Origin of the sequence: Mesorhizobium metallidurans STM 2683 (assembly GCF_000350085.1) — a bacterium.
Lineage (GTDB): Bacteria > Pseudomonadota > Alphaproteobacteria > Rhizobiales > Rhizobiaceae > Mesorhizobium > Mesorhizobium metallidurans.
This window is the reverse complement of sequence record NZ_CAUM01000055.1, coordinates 1-18847: the sequence shown is the minus strand read 5'-3', so window position 1 is coordinate 18847 and position 18847 is coordinate 1. Positions and strand designations below refer to the sequence as shown.

General features: G+C 62.0%; 14 protein-coding genes. 3 read left to right on the top strand and 11 right to left on the bottom strand.

Going from position 1 to position 18847, the window contains the following annotated elements; genetic code table 11:
* Positions 1 to 150: 150 nt before the first annotated feature.
* Complete coding sequence (locus MESS2_RS09265) at positions 151 to 477, top strand: hypothetical protein (protein ID WP_008873932.1); 327 nt, start codon at positions 151 to 153, stop codon at positions 475 to 477.
* 82 nt (positions 478 to 559) lie between these two features.
* On the top strand, positions 560 to 805 hold the full coding sequence (locus tag MESS2_RS09260) for a YMGG-like glycine zipper-containing protein (RefSeq protein WP_008873931.1): 246 nt from the start codon (positions 560 to 562) through the stop codon (positions 803 to 805).
* A gap of 87 nt (positions 806 to 892) precedes the next feature.
* On the opposite strand, the gene MESS2_RS09255 is transcribed toward MESS2_RS09260, so the two are convergent.
* The 4 genes from MESS2_RS09255 to xylF form a co-directional block, all read right to left on the bottom strand.
* Positions 893 to 2530: a CHASE domain-containing protein gene (locus MESS2_RS09255; RefSeq protein ID WP_008873930.1), complete on the bottom strand. Its 1638-nt coding sequence runs from the start codon at positions 2528 to 2530 to the stop codon at positions 893 to 895.
* Positions 2531 to 2953: 423 nt separating this feature from the next.
* A complete protein-coding gene (locus tag MESS2_RS09250; RefSeq protein ID WP_008873929.1) occupies positions 2954 to 3751 on the bottom strand; it encodes an ATP-binding cassette domain-containing protein in 798 nt (265 codons plus the stop codon).
* A 74-nt stretch (positions 3752 to 3825) separates the two neighbouring features.
* Entirely contained in the window at positions 3826 to 5142 is a 1317-nt protein-coding gene (locus MESS2_RS09245) for a sugar ABC transporter permease (protein WP_008873928.1), read from the bottom strand.
* 145 nt (positions 5143 to 5287) lie between these two features.
* Positions 5288 to 6328: a D-xylose ABC transporter substrate-binding protein gene (gene xylF, locus MESS2_RS09240; protein ID WP_008873927.1), complete on the bottom strand. Its 1041-nt coding sequence runs from the start codon at positions 6326 to 6328 to the stop codon at positions 5288 to 5290.
* A 278-nt stretch (positions 6329 to 6606) separates the two neighbouring features.
* On the opposite strand from xylF, the gene MESS2_RS09235 reads away from it, so the two are divergent.
* On the top strand, positions 6607 to 7848 hold the full coding sequence (locus tag MESS2_RS09235; RefSeq protein ID WP_008873925.1) for an ROK family protein: 1242 nt from the start codon (positions 6607 to 6609) through the stop codon (positions 7846 to 7848).
* A gap of 15 nt (positions 7849 to 7863) precedes the next feature.
* Here MESS2_RS09235 and phoB read toward each other — a convergent pair whose 3' ends face one another.
* The 7 genes from phoB to MESS2_RS09200 form a co-directional block, all read right to left on the bottom strand.
* The gene (gene phoB / locus MESS2_RS09230) at positions 7864 to 8553 is read right to left on the bottom strand and encodes a phosphate regulon transcriptional regulator PhoB (RefSeq protein WP_008873924.1); all 690 of its coding nucleotides are present in this window, start codon (positions 8551 to 8553) and stop codon (positions 7864 to 7866) included.
* Positions 8554 to 8569: 16 nt separating this feature from the next.
* The gene (gene phoU / locus MESS2_RS09225) at positions 8570 to 9277 is read right to left on the bottom strand and encodes a phosphate signaling complex protein PhoU (protein WP_040592591.1); all 708 of its coding nucleotides are present in this window, start codon (positions 9275 to 9277) and stop codon (positions 8570 to 8572) included.
* Between the two features lie 38 nt (positions 9278 to 9315).
* A complete protein-coding gene (gene pstB / locus MESS2_RS09220; RefSeq protein ID WP_040592572.1) occupies positions 9316 to 10131 on the bottom strand; it encodes a phosphate ABC transporter ATP-binding protein PstB in 816 nt (271 codons plus the stop codon).
* A gap of 12 nt (positions 10132 to 10143) precedes the next feature.
* The gene (pstA, locus tag MESS2_RS09215) at positions 10144 to 11757 is read right to left on the bottom strand and encodes a phosphate ABC transporter permease PstA (protein WP_008873921.1); all 1614 of its coding nucleotides are present in this window, start codon (positions 11755 to 11757) and stop codon (positions 10144 to 10146) included.
* On the bottom strand, positions 11750 to 13138 hold the full coding sequence (pstC, locus tag MESS2_RS09210) for a phosphate ABC transporter permease subunit PstC (protein ID WP_008873920.1): 1389 nt from the start codon (positions 13136 to 13138) through the stop codon (positions 11750 to 11752). The genes pstA and pstC overlap by 8 nt, the downstream gene beginning before the upstream one ends.
* Positions 13139 to 13258: 120 nt before the next feature.
* The gene (locus MESS2_RS09205; RefSeq protein ID WP_008873919.1) at positions 13259 to 14263 is read right to left on the bottom strand and encodes a PstS family phosphate ABC transporter substrate-binding protein; all 1005 of its coding nucleotides are present in this window, start codon (positions 14261 to 14263) and stop codon (positions 13259 to 13261) included.
* A gap of 603 nt (positions 14264 to 14866) precedes the next feature.
* Positions 14867 to 18775, bottom strand: coding sequence for a PAS domain-containing hybrid sensor histidine kinase/response regulator (locus tag MESS2_RS09200; protein ID WP_008873918.1), 3909 nt, complete (start codon positions 18773 to 18775; stop codon positions 14867 to 14869).
* Positions 18776 to 18847 lie beyond the last annotated feature (72 nt).

Below are 18847 nucleotides of genomic sequence, written 5' to 3'. Positions count from 1 at the left end.
TCGAGACTTCTTCAGGCTGACTGCCGCGCCAAATGAGGCTCGTCGTCAGTTACTTGGCTGTGTCGCGCCTCCAATTGTTTCACTGGCCATGTCGCTCGCACAGGAACTTTGGCTGTTGTGGGCCGTTCTTGTTGCGGGAGGATAGTTGCCATGGAACACATCACCGCCGTGTTGCTGGTCATCGGTTGTTCGAACACCATGACCGAGTGCCGCGAACTCAACGTACCGGTGAGTGTTTTCGAAACCGCCGCGGAATGCACTGCCGAGCGTCGCTTCGCCTTGGGCGACGTGCAGGATCAAGCGGCGCGCATAGTTGCCAAATGCCTTCCCGTCGACCCCGCTCTGGAAGATGATTACGATCAGATCGTCTGGAACGTTCGTCCCGACGGCACGCTCGATGCATCGGTGGAGATTTCCAATCTGATGGTTGCATCGAACGGCGCGCGCCCCGAAAAAGACTATCTTAGCCAACAATGAAATCGGGCAGGCAAAGGCTGCAAATTCGTGCTAAATGGCGGCTGGAGCTTGTTAAAGTGAGGACAAAGCGAGGAGTGACTCTATGCGGAATATGATTATTGCCATGGTTGCCGTGGTCGCGGTCAGCGGCTGTACCACCACGGAGGAAAACGTGGGTATCGGCACCGTGGGCGGCGCTCTCATCGGTGGCGCCGTTGGTGGCGGTAAGGGCGCTTTGATTGGCGCCGGCGCTGGTGCGATTGGCGGTCTGCTCGTGCGCCGTCTGCAGAATGGCTACTGCCAGTACAGAGACCGTCGCGGCCGGATCTACACCGCTCGCTGCAATTAACTTGCTCGATAGCTGAAACGTCAAATGCGGAGACCCCGGTCTCCGCATTTGCGCGCCGGCTTATGCCGTCATTGCGGCAATGCCGTTTCAGGCCGGCAGTGGAATCCTGATCTCCACACTCAACCCGTCATCGCGAAAATGGCGATTGATCGTACCGCTCAATTCGCGCGTGACGTTCAGATCGATCAGCTTGGTACCAAACCCGGTTTTTGCCGGCGCTTCGAGCTGCTTCTGGCCGGCTTCGCGCCAGTTGAGGGCCAGCATCCTGTCGCGCCCCCGGCCTTCAAGCGACCAGTCGACCTTCAACGCCGAGTCGCCCTTGAGGGTATTGGCTGAGCCGGCTTCGCCATATTTCAGCGCGTTCGTCGCCAGTTCGTGAAAAGTCAGGCCGAGCGCCTGCGTCGTCGTCTCGTCGAGCAAAACCTGCGGCCCGGACAGAATGCCGTCGGGAAGTTCCTTGCCGAACACCTGGCCAAGCTCGATGCGCAGGAGATCGCCGAGATCGGCCTTCTGCCAGCGTGAACGTGTCAGCATGTCCTGGGACGCCGCCATCGCTTGCAGCCGGGCCGAGAAGGAGGAGGAGAATTCCTTCACGTCGGTGGCGTGCGATGCCGTCTGGCGGGCGATCGCCAGCACCCGCGTGATCGAGTTCTTGATGCGGTGCTTCATCTCCTGCAGCATCAGATCCTTTTCCAGCAGGCTCTTTTCCGTCGTCTCGTGCAGCAGCGACACCGCGTCATAGGCCCGCTCCTGATAGCGTGCCACCAGCGCGATCGCGCCTGCCAGCAGCAGCCCGAACAGGCCGAGCATCACCGGGATGGCGCGCGAGGAGGGTTGCGAGAAGGCGCTTGTCGGCCGAAACAGGACGGTCCACTGGCGGCCGGCGACGGTTATCTTGCGGGAAACCAGCAGCCTGTCGCCGAAGGTCGAGACCGGCGGCGTTTCCGACTGGAACAACAGATTGTCTGCGTCCATCTTGCCGTCATAGATTTCGGTGTTGACCGGCAGCAGTGGCGTGCGGCTGAGCGCGGTCTGGAACAGATCCCGAGCGCGGAAGGCCGCGTAGAGAAAGCCTGATGTCGAAGACCTGGACGCATTGATGACGTCCGGCGCGGTTTCGACATTGAGCCGCGCGAAGACCAGGAAGCCGGTGAAGGTCTGCGCGGCGCCCGTCTCCTGGCCGAGCTTGACGAGCCCGCTTGCATGCTGCTGGTCATCGGCCATTGCCTTTTCGATCGCCTCGCGACGCACCGGGTCGGTGAACATGTCGTAGCCGATGCTGGATTGATTGGAAGGGTCGAGCGGCTCGAAAAGCACAATGGGCGTGCGCCATGGCAGTGTCGTATCCGGATAGATCGCATGCGCCGTGCCATGGTCGTGCAAAACGTCGCGCTCGATCGCTGCCTCGTCGCCGGTTTTCGCCAGCCGCAGGAAGCCGATGCCGCGCAGGCCGGCGAAATTCTTGTCGATATCGAGCGCGCTGAAGAACGCCTTGAACTCGCCTCGCGAAATATCGCCATTGCGGGCGTCGAACAACGCCTGGGTCGATCGCAGCAGCGATAGATGCAGGTCGATGCGGCCCTCGATCCGGTTGAGCGCGTCGTCCGCCGTCGCCTCGAACTTGATGCGAGCCGCCTCCTGCGTGGCGAAATAGGCAAATCCCGCCATCGTTAGGCTGATCAGCGCGACGGCAATGAAAGCGACAATCGGGAAGAACTTCTTCAACTGCGGATGCGGCCCATGATCGGTTCGCAACCTTTATGGGCAACTCCCCGCGTCAACACAATGGCGAGGCCAATTCATCATGACGGCTGGCCTATCACACAGAAGTAATTTAGCCGGCTTACTAAGATGTTGCCCGACCAGGAACCTGACCGCCGAGTAAGGCTCTTTCGACCGCGCCTTCGTTCCCACGCGGCATTTTTGTCACGGTTGGATACGGATCTCATTTGCCATGGCAAATGATATTGATTTGGTGTTTTCGATACCGCTAATGTAATGCGCAAGCGCGCCAACGGGGACGGGGGTAGGCCCGCGAAGGCCGCCGTCTGCCGCGACATGCGGCGGCCTTTCAACTTCGAACTCGTTTCGCTTGTCGGAGCTCCGAGCCGGCCTTGCTCGTCGTCGGGCAACGAGTATCGCCGCGCCTCAGGCGGCGATCTTCAGCGCGCCTGGCCCCGGGATGGCGCCGGGCGGGCACCTGCCCAGGATGATCATGCCGAGCACCTCATCCTGAGTAACGTCGCTGGTGCGCGCCGTGCCCACCACCTGGCCGTTCTTCATCACGCAGACGCGGTCGGCAAGCTCGAACACATCGTGGACGTCGTGGCTGATCAGGAAGATGCCGATGCCGTCGGCCTTGAGCTGCCTGACCAGCTCACCGACCTGCGCCGTCTCCTGTGGTCCAAGCGCCGCTGTCGGCTCGTCCATGATCAGGATACGGGCGTTGAACAGGATGGCGCGCGCGATCGCCACCGATTGCCGCTGGCCGCCCGAGAGCTTGATCACCGGCTCCTTGAAGCGCTGGAAGCGTGGATTGAGCCGGCCCATCACCTTGCGCGCCTCGGCCTCCATGGCGACATCGTCGAGCGTGCCCCAGCCGGTCATCAGCTCGCGGCCGAGGAAGAGGTTGGCGGCGGCGTCGACATTGTCGGCAAGAGCCAGCGTCTGGTAGATCGTCTCGATACCGTATTTCTTGGCGTCGCGCGGATTGGAGATCGACGCCTCCTCGCCATTGACGAAGATCTGGCCGGCATCGCGCTTGTAGGCGCCGGACAGGATCTTGATCAGCGTCGACTTGCCGGCGCCATTGTGGCCAAGCAGCGCCACGACCTCGCCCGGGAAGAGATCGATCGACGCATCGTCGACGGCGCGAATGCCGCCAAAGGCGATCGAGATGTTGCGCATGTCGATCAGCGGCGTGCCTGTGGGAGCGGTTTTGTCCATTCTAGCTTCTCCCTATAGATCTTGCTTGAGCATGATCTTGTCCGAAAACCGGTTTCCACTTTTCGGGATCATGCTCAGACCCGCTTGCGATAGACGGTGTCGAGCCAGACGGCGACGACCAGCACCGCGCCGACGACGATGCTCTGCAGCGGCGAATCGATGCCGAGCAGCACCATGCCGGACTGCAGCGACTGCATCAAAAGCGCGCCGAGCATCGCGCCGAGCACCGTGCCGGAGCCGCCGGCAAGCGAGGTGCCGCCGATAACGGCTGCGGCTATGACCAGCAATTCGTCCAGCGTACCCAGCGCATTGGTCGACGCATTGAGACGGGCCGACGCAATCGCCGCGCTGATCGCCGCCAGCACGCCCATGATCATGAACACCTTCATGGTCACCCAGCGCGTGTTGATGCCGGCCAGTTCCGCCGCTTCCGGATTGCCGCCGATGGCAAAGACATAGCGGCCGAAGCGGGTCCGCCTGGTGATGAAGGTCATGACGATACCGACGGTGACCGCCATCAGCACCGGTATGGCGATGCCATGGGCGATGAACAGGCCGCCTTCGGGAACGGTGATGCCGTTCTGCTGGGCGTACTGGCGCACGATGCCGATCGGCCAGGGATAGGAATTGGCGACCCACACAGCGCCAAGGATGGCGGCGCAGGCGACAACACCAAGCAAGGTCTCCGCCCAGACCGGACGCAGCGGAAAATTGAACCGCTTGCGCTGCGAACGGCCGTTGAGCAGCATGAAGGCCACGGCCGCACATGCCAGAACGCCGACAATCCAGCTCGCGGTGGCGCCGATCGAGCCGCGTGGCCCACCGCCCATGAGCTGGAAGGTGGTGTCGAGCGGCGCAACCGTGCGCCCGCTCGTGATCAGCCATGCCATGCCGCGCCAGACCAGCAGGCCGCCCAGCGTCACGATGAAGGCCGGCACTTCGAGATAAGCGATGATGAAGCCCTGGAAGGCGCCGATCGCAAGACCGAGCACCACGCCGATGGCCAGCGCGATGATCCAGAGCCAGGGATTTCCGACCTGGAACCCGATGACGCGGATGAGGAATTCGGCCTGCGCCACGCCCATCACCATGCCGATCACGCCTTCGACGGAGCCTACCGACAGATCGATGTTGCGCATCACGATGACCAGCACCATGCCGGTTGCCATGATCGCGACCGAAGAGGTCTGCACCGACAGGTTCCAGAGATTGCGTGGCGTCAGGAAAAGCCCGCCCGACAGGATGTGGATGCCAATCCAGATGACCAGCAGCGCGCCGACCATGCCGAGCATGCGCGTGTCGAGCTCCGTCGCTTTCAGGAAACGTGCGACGGCGCCGAGTTCAGAGGCACGCGCGGTATCGGCCGGCTGGCCAGAGGTCGTGTCGGTCATGATGTCCTCCCACCGGTTTGCCGTCTGCCGCGGATGCCGGAACGCAGCCTAGAAGCTATCCGTCCGCGGCTGAAACACAAATCTTTTTGAAAAAACGCCGCGGCGTGACCGCCGCGGCGCCTCGTACCTTGCAAAATGGACCAGATCAGTTGCAGGCCGCGACGCTGCCTGTCGCCACGCCGGCGCAGACCTCTTCCTTCTTGATCCAGCCGGCATCGATGACGACGTTGAGATTGTCCTTGGTGATGGCAATCGGCGTCAGGAACAGCGAGGTGACGGTGTTGCCGCCAGGCGTGGTGAAATCCTTGACGCCGGCAATGTCGGTCATCTTCTTGCCGTCGGCGAGCTGCGAGGCGATCTCGGCGGCATTCTTGCCGAGCTCGCGCGCGTCCTTCCACACCGACACGGTCTGCGTGCCGAGCGCGATGCGGTTGAGCGCGGCATAGTCGCCGTCCTGACCAGACACGGGGACGGTTCCGGCCAGGCCTTGCGCCGTCAGCGCGGCGACGACGCCGCCGGCGGTGCCGTCATTGGCTGCGACCACCGCATCGACCTTGTTGTCGTTGGCGGTCAGGAACTGTTCCATGTTCTTCTGGGCGTTGGCGGGGAGCCAGCCGTCCGTGTAAGCCTCGCCGACATTCTTGATCTTGCCGCTGTCCATTGCCGCCTTCAGCACTTCCATCGAACCGGCGAACAGGAAATCGGCATTCGGATCGGCGCCCGAGCCCTTGATGAAGACGTAATTGCCTTCCGGCTTCGCCTTGAACACGTCGCGGGCCTGCATGCGGCCGACTTCCTTGTTGTCGAAGGTCAGGTAGAACACGTCCTTGTTCTCGATCAGCCTGTCGTAGCCGACGACCGGAATGCCTTCGTCCAGCGCCTTCTGCACTGCCGGCCCAATGGCCGAGGCATCCTGCGCGAGGATGATCAGCGCATTGGCGCCCTGTGAGATCAGGCTCTCGACATCGGTGAGCTGCTTGCCGGGGTTGGACTGCGCGTCGGCGGAAATATACCTGTCGCCGGCGGCCTCGATGGCTGCCTTCATCGCGGCTTCGTCGGTCTTCCAGCGCTCTTCCTGGAAGTTCGACCACGAAACGCCGATGACCTTGTCCTTCGCCTGCGCGACCGACGCGAGCGTCAGCGACATGGCGACACCCGCCAGGATGGCGGCTGCGAATCTCTTCATAATATCCTCCCTGCGCCACGTATGGCGTGACTAGACTAACCCGAAGGTCGGCACAAAGGCTCTATTTTTTCGAGCCTCGAAAAAATACTGATCCAACACCTGGGCGCTGTCAACATCGATTCTGATGGATTTTGATGCCTTGCCGAGTTTTTTTCGAGACTCGGAATAAATAATGACAGACCCTAGTCCTTCTGACAGTATTTGTCGGACATTGCCGACGGCAGCCAATTTCATGAGCGGCCGCGGCAATCGGGTGGAGGCAAACAGGGAGGAGAAAAATGTCGGTTGGAATCCGCCATGACGATTTGCGCCGGCGCAATCGGGCGATGGTCATTTCGGCCGTGCGCCGGGCCGGCCAGCCGTCGCGGACGGAGATCGCGGCGACCACCGGCCTCAGCCATTCGACCATATCGGCGATCTCTTCCGACCTGATCGGGGAAGGCATCCTGAGCGAGAGCAAGGCAGGCGAGGCCGTTTCGCTGAAACGCGGCCGGCCGCAGGTGGGCCTCGCCCTCAATCCAGAGGCGGCGGCGGTGTTGACCGTCGTGTTGTCGCTGAATTTCCTGTCGGTCGCCGTCATCGACTATGCCGGACAGGTGATTGCCGAGGAGCAGCGCCGGCTGGACACGCTGACCATGCCGCGTGACGAACTGATCGGCGAATGCACGGCAATAGTCCGGCGCCGGCTCGAAGATCCCGACCTCGATGTGCAAAGCATCGCCCGCATCGCGCTGGCGATCCAGGGCATCACCGATTCCCATGCCCGCGCCATGCTGTGGTCGCCGATCACGCCGCAGACGAACATAGCCTTCGCCGACATATTGGAAGCCGAGTTCGGCATTCCCGCCACCATGGAGAACGACTGCAACATGATGGCGGTCGCGTTGCGCTGGCGCGACCCGAACCGCTATCGCGACGACTTCATCGCCATCCTGCTCTCGCACGGCATCGGCATGGGACTGGTGTTGAAGGGTGAACTGTTCACCGGCACCCATTCCTCGGGGGGCGAGTTCGGCCACATGATCCATCGGCCGGGCGGCGCGCTCTGCCGCTGCGGCCGGCGCGGCTGTGTCGAGGCCTATGCCGGCAACTACGCCATCTGGCGCAATGCGAGACAGATGGGTGAGGATGCCGAGCCGGTCGCCGACGTCAGCGACGCCGATATGCGGGCGCTGGCCGTCCGGGCGCGTGAGGCGGATGGGCCGGAACGCGAAGCCTACCGCAAGGCCGGCGAAGCACTCGGCTTCGGCCTCGGCAGCCTGTTTGCGCTGATCGATCCGGCGCCGGTCGCCATGGTCGGCGTCAGCGCCGGCGCCTTCGACCTGATCGAACCGGCGCTGCGCGAAGCCATCGCCCAGACCGCCGGCGGCCAGCATTCGGGTTCGATCTCCTTCGACACCGAGCCGAATGAACTGCCGCTGATCCGCGAAGGCTGCGCCATGCGGGCGCTGAGCTTCGTCGACCAGGAGATTTTCGCGCCGGGCATCCAGGCAAAGCCTGGAAAGAAAGACGTGGCCTGAACTCAGAGGCTACGTTTAGTCTTCCCTGATCGCGTAGCCTGCGCCGCGGATGGTGCGGATGACATCGGGCATGCGGCCATTGTTGACCGCCTTGCGCAGCCGGCCGACATGCACGTCGACCGTGCGCTCGTCGATATAGATCGTCTCGCCCCAGACATTGTCGAGCAACTGGCTGCGCGAGAAGACGCGACCGGGGTGCCGCATCATGAATTCGAGCAGTCGGAATTCGGTCGGCCCGAGCCGGATCTCGCTCTTCTTGCGATAGACCCGATGCGACTCGCGGTCGAGCATGATATCGCCGACTTTTAGCACGCTGGACAGCACTTCGGGCTTGGCGCGGCGCAGCAGCGCCTTGACCCTGGCCATGAACTCCGGCGTCGAGAACGGCTTGACCAGATAGTCGTCGGCGCCGGTGGAGAGGCCGCGCACGCGGTCGCTCTCCTCGCCACGCGCCGTCAGCATGATGATCGGCAGCCGCTCGGTTTCGGGCCGCATTCTGAGCCGCCGGCAGAGCTCGATGCCGGAAACCGCCGGCACCATCCAGTCGAGCACCAACAGATCGGGCACGTTCTCCTGCAGCCGGATCTCGGCCTCGTCGCCACGCGTCACCACTTCGACCTGGTAGCCCTCTGATTCGAGGTTGTAGCGGAGCAGTACTCCCAGCGGCTCCTCGTCCTCCACCACCATGATGCGTGGCGCGATCATCGACCGGTCGCCCCTGTCATGCCGCGGGCGCCGACATCGCCGTTTCGTCCTGCTTCGGACGATTGGCGGGCAGCTGCGAGCCGGTCAGCACGTAATAGGCGTTCTCGGCGATGTTGGTGACATGGTCTCCGATGCGCTCAAGATTCTTGGCGCAGAACAGGAGATGCGTGCAAGCGGTGATGTTGCGCGGATCCTCCATCATGTAGGTCAGCAACTCGCGGAACACCGAGGTGTATTTGACGTCGATGCGCTCATCCTCGTTTCGGAGCTTGGCGAGTGCCGACGCGTCCTTTGCGGCATATTCCTCGATCACGCCTTGCACCTGGATGAGCACCAGCTGCGCCATCGCGTCGATGGAATGCGACAGGTCGCGCGGCGTGACGCTGAGGCCGACGGTGCCGACGCGCTTGGCGATGTTCTTGGCAAGGTCACCGATCCGTTCGAGATCGCCGGCCATGCGGATCGAGCCGACCACGGCACGCAAATCATTGGCCATCGGCTGGCGCTTGGCGATCAGCGTGATGGCGCGGTCGTCCAGCTCGCGCTGGCGCGCATCCATGATGGCGTCGTCGGAAACGACGCGCTGCGCCAGCGTGTTGTCCGAGTTCAGCAGCGCCTTGGTCGAACCACTGACCATCAAACGGGCCAGATCGCCCATGTCGCTGATCAATTTGCTGATCTGCGCCAGATCCTCGTCAAAAGACGCGACGGTATGTTCGCCCATGATCCTGTCCTCGTGTTCGAAATTCGCCGCCGGACCGCTCAACCGAACCGGCCGGTGATGTAGTCCTGGGTTCGCTTGTCGTCGGGGTTGGTGAACATCTTGTCGGTGGCGCCCTCCTCGACCAGATAGCCGAGATGGAACATCGCCGTGCGCTGCGACACGCGCGCCGCCTGCTGCATCGAATGGGTGACGATGACGATCGTGTAGTTCTGGCGCAGTTCGTCAATCAGTTCCTCGACGCGGGCAGTGGCTATCGGATCGAGCGCCGAACAGGGTTCGTCCATCAGGATCACCTCCGGCGACACAGCGATGGCGCGCGCGATGCATAGGCGCTGCTGCTGTCCGCCGGAGAGACCGGTACCCGACTCGAGCAGGCGATCCTTCACTTCGTTGAACAGACCGGCCTTTTTCAGGCTCGATTCGACGATGCCGTCCAACTCGGCCTTGCTCCTGGCCAGGCCGTGAATGCGCGGACCGTAGGCGACGTTTTCGTAGATCGACTTCGGAAACGGATTCGGCTTCTGGAACACCATGCCGACGCGAGCTCGCAGCTCGACGACATCGATTTTCGGGTCGTAGATATCCTCGCTGTCGAGCGTGATCTTGCCGGTGACCCGGGCGATCGAGATCGTGTCATTCATCCGGTTGAGGCAGCGCAGGAAGGTCGACTTGCCGCAGCCGGACGGGCCGATTAGCGCCGTCACCTGGTTCTCGCGGACATCGAGATCCACGTCGAACAGAGCTCGCTTCTCGCCGTAATGAACAGAGACCTTTTCGCCCTTCATCTTGATCGAAGGTTCGTTGGTTCCGCTACCCAGTTTCTGTTCGACGCTGGCTTCCGTCATGATGTTCATATCCTCTACTCCTTACCAGCGCCGCTCGAAGCGCCTGCGCAGTATCACCGCGATGGCATTCATGATGACCAAAAACACCAACAAAATCAAAATCGCCGCCGAAGTCTTCTGCTGGAACCCGGCTTCCGGAAAATCGGCCCACATGAATATCTGCACCGGCAGGATCGTCGCGGGATCGGTGAAGCCGCCGGGAATATCGACGATGAAGGCGACCATGCCGATCATCAGCAACGGCGCGGTTTCGCCCAGCGCATGCGCCATTCCGAGGATGGTGCCGGTCATGATACCCGGCATCGCCAGCGGCAGGACGTGATGGAATACGGTCTGGACCTTGGACGCCCCGATGCCAAGCGCCGCCTCGCGGATCGACGGTGGCACGGCGCGCAGCGAAGCGCGTGAGGCGATAATGATGATCGGCAGGGTCATCAGCGCCAGCACCATGCCGCCGACCACCGGGGCCGAGCGCGGCAGGCCGAAGAAATTCAGGAATACGGCAAGTCCAAGCAGGCCGAAGACGATCGAAGGCACCGCCGCCAGATTGTTGATATTCACTTCGATGATCGTCGTCAGCCGGTTCTTGGGCGCAAATTCCTCAAGATAGATCGCCGCCGAAACACCGATCGGGAAGGCGATGGCGAGCGTTACAATCATGGTCAGGAACGATCCGACGACCGCACCCCAGACACCGGCCAGTTCCGGCTCGCGGCTTGCGCCGGTGAAGAAGAAGATCGAGTTGAACCGGCTTTCGATCAGGCCGGCGCTCTTCAGCGTGTCGAGCCAGGCGATCTCCTTGTCTGAAATCTTTCGCGACGCTTCCGGCGTATCGATGACACGCAGGAATGCCTGGCCGCTCGCGGCTGGCGCCGTGCTGTCCAACGCCTCGATCACCGTGCCCTTTGCGACCGCCGTTCCGTTGGCGCCAGGCGACAGCGCGGTGAGCTTGACCGTGCCGCCATTGAACGCGACCAGCAGCGACGACGCGCCGCTCGTCAGCGTGAGCATGCCGTTTTCGCCCTCGGTCGCCCCCCAGCCACGCGCCAGCGCCAGCATGGTATCGTCGCCGAAGGTCAGATCGATGTCGCCGCTGGTTTCCGAAGGCGTAACGCTTGTCGAAATCGCCTCGTCCGAACCGACGTCGGCAAGCAAACCCTTGAGATAGAGGTCGGCAAAATCGTCAAGTGGAACCGCATAGTTCACCGTTCGTCCGAGCATCCCCGGATCGGCCGCAATATCTTTGCGCAGGAAGACGCCGGTGCCAGTGGAAATCAGCCCGCGCAGCAGGCGCTTGTCCTGACGGCTCGTCACATCCGGAAATTTTGCCGCAAGCGCTTCCTGGGCAATGGCGTCGTAATTCACGGCATCGAGCTTCGCCGGGTCGACCTTGGCCGCCGAAAGGTCGATCGGCAGCGTCAGGTAGTTCAGCCGCAGCGCCGGGATCGCCTGCGTGACGATCGTCGACAGGAGCAGCACAAGGAACAAGCCGGCCAACGCGACGGCTGCGGCGCCAAGCCATTTGAACCACGTTTCCGCACGGTAACGGCCCTTCAACCGCGCCTTCGCGGCATCGTCGGTATGAATGCTGACCGGCCGTCTGCCGGCGCCGAATGACGCGATCGCATCAGTCATATTGCTCTCGGTATTTCTGGACGACGCGCAAAGCGACGATGTTGAGGGTAAGCGTGATGCAGAACAGCACCAAGCCGAGTGCGAAGGCTGCAAGCGTCTTGGCGCTGTCGAATTCCTGATCGCCCACAAGCAGCGTCACGATCTGCACTGTCACGGTGGTTACCGCTTCGAGCGGGTTCGCCGTGAGATTTGCCGCCAGCCCCGCGGCCATGACCACGATCATTGTTTCACCGATTGCGCGGCTGACTGCGAGCAGCATCGCCGAAACGATGCCCGGAAGGGCCGCGGGAAGGATCACCTTGCGGATGGTTTCAGACTTGGTCGCGCCGAGGCCGGCAGAGCCGTCTCTCAGGGATTGCGGAACGGCGTTGATCACATCATCGGAAAGCGAGGAAACGAAGGGAATGATCATGATACCCATGACCACGCCTGCGGCGAGCGCGGATTCGGACGCAACGTTGAGGCCCAGGCTTTCGCCCATACTGCGGAAGTAGGGCGCAACCGTCAGCGCGGCGAAGAAGCCGTAGACGACGGTCGGAATGCCGGCGAGGATTTCCAGTACCGGCTTTGCGAGCGCGCGGACGCTTTTGGAGGCGTAATCCGAAAGATAGATCGCAGCCATCAGCCCGATAGGCGCAGCGACCAGCATGGCAATGAAGGTGATGAGCAACGTGCCGGCAAAGAGCGGCACCATGCCAAAAATGTCCTGGTTGACCGCCCCGGCTTCCGCTCCGGCGCCGGTGAAGGCGCTCTGCGGCGACCAATGCGTGCCGAACAAAAATTTATAGAGCGGCACCTGTTGGAAGAACCGCAAGGATTCGAAGATAAGCGACAAGACGATACCGATCGTCGTCAGGATCGCGACCGCCGAACAGACGATCAAGAACGCGCGAAGAACGCGCTCGACCACGTGGCGCGCCCTGTAGGCCTGTGCGATGCGCGAATAGGCCCAGTAAAATCCGGACGCGGAAAGCATTAGCGCGACGGCCCAGATGATCCAGGCGCTGGTCGCATGAATCGATTTGTAGACGGCTGCGGCTGCCTCTTTCGTGGGATCGGCGAAGCCGACAAGCCCGCCAAAGGCCATCGCGCGAGCGTCGCGCATGAAAGCTTCGGCCTGCGGAACGCCCATTCCCGACAACTCGGCGGAGAAGCGGTCGGCGATGATCGACGATTCAATTCCCGGCGTCACCATCGACCACAACACGATCGCAAACAACGCGGGACCGGCAGCAAAAAGCGCCAGAAACGTGCCATGCTGGCCAGGCAGCGAATGCAGTCGCGCCACGTCGCCATTGACACTGGCAACGGCGCGTGTCCGGCCAATCCAATAGGCCGCAGCGGCCAGAATTAAGAGAAGAACAACGAGATAACCGACCATGATTCAGGACGTCCCCTCGACCGCCGGTCATTCACCGGCTCAAAGCACGGGACGTTGGTCCCGCGCTTTGTGCTTTAGAGCATGAGGGTCAGAGCGGATATTTGCCCGGACCCCGAAACATCAGGAGCCCATACCCTTCAGGGCCTTGGCGTTTTCGGCCCAAGTGGCGCGCTCGGCGTCCGGCATCGGGATCAGGCCCTTGTCGGCCAGATAACCCTCGGAACCCCATGCGCCCTCCGAGGTGTACTCGGCGATGAACTCTTGCATGCCGGGGATGACGCCGACATGCTCTTTCTTGGCATAGATGTAGAGCGAGCGGGAAACGCCGTACTTGCCGGATGCGATGTTCTCGAAGGTCGGCTCGATGCCGTCGACCTTGTGGCCTTGCAGCTTGTCGGCGTTCTGGTCAAGGAACGAGAAACCAAAGATGCCAAAGGCATTGGAGTTGGCTTCCAGTTTCTGGACGATCAGATTGTCGTTTTCGCCGGCTTCGACAAAAGCGCCGTCTTCGCGGATCTCGCCGCAGCCCTTTTCATTAGCCGCCTTCACTTCTTTCTGGCAGGCCGCATCCATGACGAGTTCAACGAACGCATCGCGGGTGCCAGACGTGGGCGGCGGGCCAAGCACCTCGATCTTTGTCGCGGGAAGCGACGCATCGACATCCGACCAGTTCTTGTAGGGATTGGGGACGACCTTTCCGTCAACAGCGACGTTCTTGGCGAGCGCCTTGAAAACCTGTTCCTTGGTCAGATCAACGACAGTCCCTGCCTTCGAGTTGGCGAACACGATGCCGTCGAAGCCGACCTTGATCTCGACCGGCGTCACGCCGTTTGCCTTGCAGGTTTCAAGTTCGCTGTCCTTGATCGCGCGCGAGGCATTGGTGAAGTCGGGGGTATTTTCGCCGACGCCTTGGCAAAACAGCTTCATGCCGCCGCCGGTGCCAGTCGACTCGACGACCGGGGTCTTGATCTTTCCGCTCTGGCCGAGCTTTTCAGCGACAGCCGTCGTGAAGGGGAACACTGTGGACGAACCGACAATTTGGATCTGGTCGCGCGCGGCGGCGTAACCAGCCGACGCGGCGAGCGCAAGCGCCGCGGCCGACGCCGTAAGGAGGAATTTTTTCATATGGCCTGCTCCTGTTCGGAAGATGGTCTCTCGGCGCCATTGTGTGTCGGCACCCGCCGAGGCCAATAGCCTTCGATTATTACAGTTGCATGACAGTTTCATGTCACCCCGGTAACGCCGCACAGCCACGTCGAAAGGATTGATCGTGGGCTCTCGCCGGCATAGCCTCGGTTTGCCGCTGGAATCAGCGACTTGCACGATTTCCGGCAGTTCGCTGGTCGGACGCCCTGGTCAAAAAAGAAAATCCGGGCGGGAGCGCGTTGCATGCGGCCAGAGGATGTCATGGCCCGTGCCATCGCCGAAACAGGGTCCGTTGGGGTAGAATTTGACGCTGTCTCTTGCCGGCGGTCGCTGCTCCCGCCCGTAACTGGAGGGGCGGAACTCGAATGCACTCATTGTTCCGGCTGGGCGTGCGCTTTGGTATGGTGCGATCGCACCATAGTCTCGTCCGCCAGGCACCACCCGAATCTCGGCTGATTTTGCGACAATCTTCATGAATTAGCGCATCACCCACGAACCGAAGGTTCGAAAAGGACTACGTGCAAAAATCAAAAACCCCAGCTTCGTTGGGGCGTCCAAAGGACGCGCGGGTACTGTAGCGTTCTATCCCGCGTTGCTCTGGACCATGCCATCTGCGTCGAGCCAGCGCTCGACCTTTTCCAGCAGGGCCCTCGGACTGATGGGCTTGGACAGATAATCGTCCATGCCTGCCTGCAGGCATCGCTCGCGATCGTCCTTCAGCGCGTGCGCGCTGACGCCGACGATCGGAACATGCCTGTCGCTCTCTTCCTCCAGCCGGCGAACCGCGGCGGTTGCTTCGAGGCCGTTCATCTCAGGCATCGAGACATCCATCAGGATCATGCGCGGATCAAGCCTGCCGACTGCGTCCAGCGCCTTGCGGCCATTGTCGACGATCTCGAAGCGGTAGCCGGTTTCTCCGAGAATTTGGTTGAAGACCAGCTGGTTCACCTCGTTGTCCTCGGCAACGAGGATGTCCAGCCGATGCTCGGCGCCCAACGAGGCGCGGAGGCGAACCGGCGGTGGCTCAAGCAGCGCTTGTTCGGACGCGCTCGACGCCGCGGCGGGCGATTGCGCCGGCAATGGCTGCGACATGTCGTTTCCCGAACCGGTCGGCCGCGCGCCGGTGCCGGTCATGATGTGGCGGCGGCGCTGGATGGTGGTAACCAGCGTTTCCAGCAGCACCGAGCTGCGCGCCGGCTTGATCAGCTGGGCGTCGATGCACAGATCATGAAAGCTGGCGTTGGCCAGCGACTGGTCGACGGATGTCAGCATGATGATCGGCGTTCCGGCGAGGCCGGCAGTATTGCGGATGATCCGCGCCATTTCGGCGCCGTTCATCCCCGGCATCTGGTAATCGAGAACGACGCAGTCGACCGGCACGCCATAGGCAGCGGCGGTGACGAGCACGTCTAGTCCCACGTCGCCGCTTTCTGCCGCGCAGGAATCGAAACCCCAAGAAATCATCTGCTCGGTCAGGATCGTCTGGTTGACGGCATTGTCGTCGACGATCAGCACCCGCGCGCCGGTCACGTCCACCGGCATGATACGTTGCCCGTTCTGGTTCCCGGCTGCGGGCAGTGTCACCTTGAACCAGAAGGTCGAGCCCTCGCCCTCGGCGCTGTCGACGCCGATCTCGCCTCCCATGAGATCGACGAGCCGCGAGGTGATGGCAAGGCCAAGCCCGGTGCCTTCGTGCCGTCTTGTCGACGAAGTGTCGACCTGGCTGAATTTCTCGAAGACAAACTTCAGCTTGTCCTGCGGAATGCCGATGCCCGTATCGGTCACCGAGATGGTGAGCCTGGTTCCCGCCGGACCGCTTTCGCCCCTCACATCGACCAGCACGTGGCCTTCGTCGGTGAACTTCACCGCATTGCCGAGCAGGTTGGTGACGATCTGCCTGATGCGGCCGGCATCGCCGACGAACAGGCTTTCAAGGCCAGGCTCGACGCGCACGATGAGCTCGATATCCTTCTCCTTGGCGCGCGCCGACACCAGCGTCTCCACGTCCTCGATCGCCTCGCGAAGGTTGAAGGGCGCCGGATCGAGCACGAGCTGACCGGCATCGATCTTGGAGAAATCCAGGATGTCATTGATGATGGTGAGCAGCGCGTTCCCCGACTTCACGATGATATCCGTGAAGATCCTCTGCTTCGGGTCGAGATTGGATTTGGCCAGCAGCTCGGCCATGCCGAGCACGCCGTTCATCGGCGTGCGGATCTCGTGGCTCATATTGGCCAGGAATTCCGACTTGGCGCGGTCGGCAAGCACCGCCCGCTGCCGTGCCTCGCACAGTTCGGCTTCGCGCTGCTTCATCTCGGTGATGTCGGTGGTCGAGCCGATCAGATAGTGCGAACCGTCCGACGCGATCAGCGCGCCCTTGCGTGCGAACTGATGGCGGAAGTTGCCATCGGCCAGCGTTACTGTCTCCTCGATCTCTTGGGTCTCACCGCTGCGCAGCACCGCAAGATCGCCCTTGACGAAGGCTTCGCCATCCGTCCCGAAAATCTCGATGTCGGTCTTGCCGATCGCCTCTTCCATCCTGAAGCCGGTGAGATCGCACCAGCGCTTGTTGACGTAGAACAGCCTGAGGTCGGAGCGCTTGGCGTAGATCGACACCGGCACATTGTCGATGAGGCTGCGGAACACCTCATTCTCGCGCATGCTGTCATTCAGTGCCTTTTCGCGGCTCTTGATCTCGGAGATGTCGATACGCACGCCGATGAACGTGCCGTCGTCGGTCCGCATGTCGTGGACCTGATACCAGCGGCCGTCGGGATTGACGCGTTCGAAGGACGCGCTGGGCAGGCGGTAGCGGGCCAATATGCCGTCGAGCCAACGGCCGGGATCGCTGTCATAGAGCTTGTCGAGTTCGGGATCGCCGCTGGTGCGGAAATAGCCGGCGGAATGACCGAGCGCCAACGCCTCGCGGAATGTATGTCCAGCCTGCCAAGCGGATTTCAAGGCGGGCAGCATGTCCTGCAGCTTGCGATTGGCAAAGACGAAATTATCGTCGCGATCGTAGATGAGGACACCGGCGGGTAGTGAATCCAGCACGGTGGCGAGATGCTTGCGCGCATCTTCGGCTTCGGTTTCGCGGCGCTTCATGCCGGAAATGTCGAAGATGAAGCCGGCAACATAATTGCGGCCGCTCGCCATCGAGACACGGTTTTTCCTGACGATGCGGGAGCTGCCGATGCCCGAATAGGCGAAGTCTTCCTCCGCCTCATAGGGGCGGCCGCTCGCCAGGACCTGCCTTTCGCTCTCTTCGAAGCGTGTGGCCTCTTCCGGCTTGACGAAATCGCCACCAGGCCTGCCGAGCATGGCCTGCGGCCGCTGTCCGTACAGCGCGGCGAACGCCTCGTTGACGAACACGAAGCGCAAATTGTCGTCCTTGACGAAGATCGGATCCTTGACGTCGTTGATCACCGCCTCGGCAAGCCGCGATTTTTCCAGCGCCTCGGCAAGTTCCGCCTCTCGGTCCTTGATGTCGGTGACGTCGACATAGGAAATCAGCCGCCTGCCGTCGGCAAGCGAGGCTATCGAGGAGACCAGCGTCCGCCCGTCATTGCGCGGCAATTGTCGCGATCCCACCACGCCCGCCTTGATTTCCGTCTCGCGCCCGGCGATGTGCTTCCGCCAGGCCTCCTCATCGGAACCATTGGGATCGACATCCCGGCTGGCCTCCATGACGTCGCGAAAGGAGCTGCCTATATCGGCGCGCCGGGGGTCGACCTTGCAAAGCTCGTAAAAGGCCTTGTTGATCATTTCCACGCGCAGTTCGGCGTCGAGGAGGACAATGCCGATCGGCATCGAATCGACCATTGTGCGAAGGGTGGCAAAGGGCTCGGCCGCCGCTTCGCTTTCGGACGTTCCGGAGACCCCTGGATGAGCTTGGCTGGGGGCGAGCGTATAGGGTCCGTCATCCATGAGCACGGTGGCTACCGTGCGCGCCACGTCGGACAGGATCTGTTCGGTCTCGCCGTCCGTCGACGCAGCATTTTGCTCTTGCGTCCGCCTCAACTCGTCGAATGCAGCGGCGAGCGCTGTGACATTACGGCCGACGCCGCGATACCCGGCAAATTTCTTCTCGGGGTCGAAACGTGGAAAGGCGCTGATGCAAACCCAACGGCAATCCGCCCGGCCACGCTTCAGCTCAAAGACGAAATCGCGAAATGGCCGATGTGCCCGCAGATCCTCCAGGTGGTCCGCGGCATTTCGGTTGCCGACCAGGACCTGTTCGAGGAAGTTGAAGCAGAAGCGGCCGAGAACGCTCGCCGGATCGATGCCGGTGGCCGTCTGAAAGCTTTCTGAAAGCCAGGAAAAGCGCAGCTCGGCATCAGTCTCCCAAATCCAGTCCGAACCGGCCTCGACCAGTTCGCGAAGCGCTTTCGCAGAACCTCTATTTTCACCCGACGACGGCGCACTGCGGCCACGCGCCACCGTCTTGCGAGGCTTGCGTTTGCCGCGTACTGGTCTCTCCACTTCCGCCATCCTGTTCCAACCCGAAGATCAAGGCCGAACCTTCCCCCATGGCTCGTCGGCGGAATGTGCCTCAGAAGCATT

Excerpts from the sequence above, each read along its gene's own strand:
- MESS2_RS09265 (WP_008873932.1), top strand. The coding sequence starts at position 151 with ATGGAACACATCACCGCCGTGTTGCTGGTCATCGGTTGTTCGAACACC.
- MESS2_RS09260 (WP_008873931.1), top strand. The coding sequence starts at position 560 with ATGCGGAATATGATTATTGCCATGGTTGCCGTGGTCGCGGTCAGCGGC.
- MESS2_RS09250 (WP_008873929.1), bottom strand. The coding sequence starts at position 3,751 with ATGGACAAAACCGCTCCCACAGGCACGCCGCTGATCGACATGCGCAAC.
- MESS2_RS09245 (WP_008873928.1), bottom strand. The coding sequence starts at position 5,142 with ATGACCGACACGACCTCTGGCCAGCCGGCCGATACCGCGCGTGCCTCT.
- xylF (WP_008873927.1), bottom strand. The coding sequence starts at position 6,328 with ATGAAGAGATTCGCAGCCGCCATCCTGGCGGGTGTCGCCATGTCGCTG.
- MESS2_RS09235 (WP_008873925.1), top strand. The coding sequence starts at position 6,607 with ATGTCGGTTGGAATCCGCCATGACGATTTGCGCCGGCGCAATCGGGCG.
- phoB (WP_008873924.1), bottom strand. The coding sequence starts at position 8,553 with ATGATCGCGCCACGCATCATGGTGGTGGAGGACGAGGAGCCGCTGGGA.
- phoU (WP_040592591.1), bottom strand. The coding sequence starts at position 9,277 with ATGGGCGAACATACCGTCGCGTCTTTTGACGAGGATCTGGCGCAGATC.
- pstB (WP_040592572.1), bottom strand. The coding sequence starts at position 10,131 with ATGAACATCATGACGGAAGCCAGCGTCGAACAGAAACTGGGTAGCGGA.
- pstA (WP_008873921.1), bottom strand. The coding sequence starts at position 11,757 with ATGACTGATGCGATCGCGTCATTCGGCGCCGGCAGACGGCCGGTCAGC.
- pstC (WP_008873920.1), bottom strand. The coding sequence starts at position 13,138 with ATGGTCGGTTATCTCGTTGTTCTTCTCTTAATTCTGGCCGCTGCGGCC.
- MESS2_RS09205 (WP_008873919.1), bottom strand. The coding sequence starts at position 14,263 with ATGAAAAAATTCCTCCTTACGGCGTCGGCCGCGGCGCTTGCGCTCGCC.
- MESS2_RS09200 (WP_008873918.1), bottom strand. The coding sequence starts at position 18,775 with ATGGCGGAAGTGGAGAGACCAGTACGCGGCAAACGCAAGCCTCGCAAG.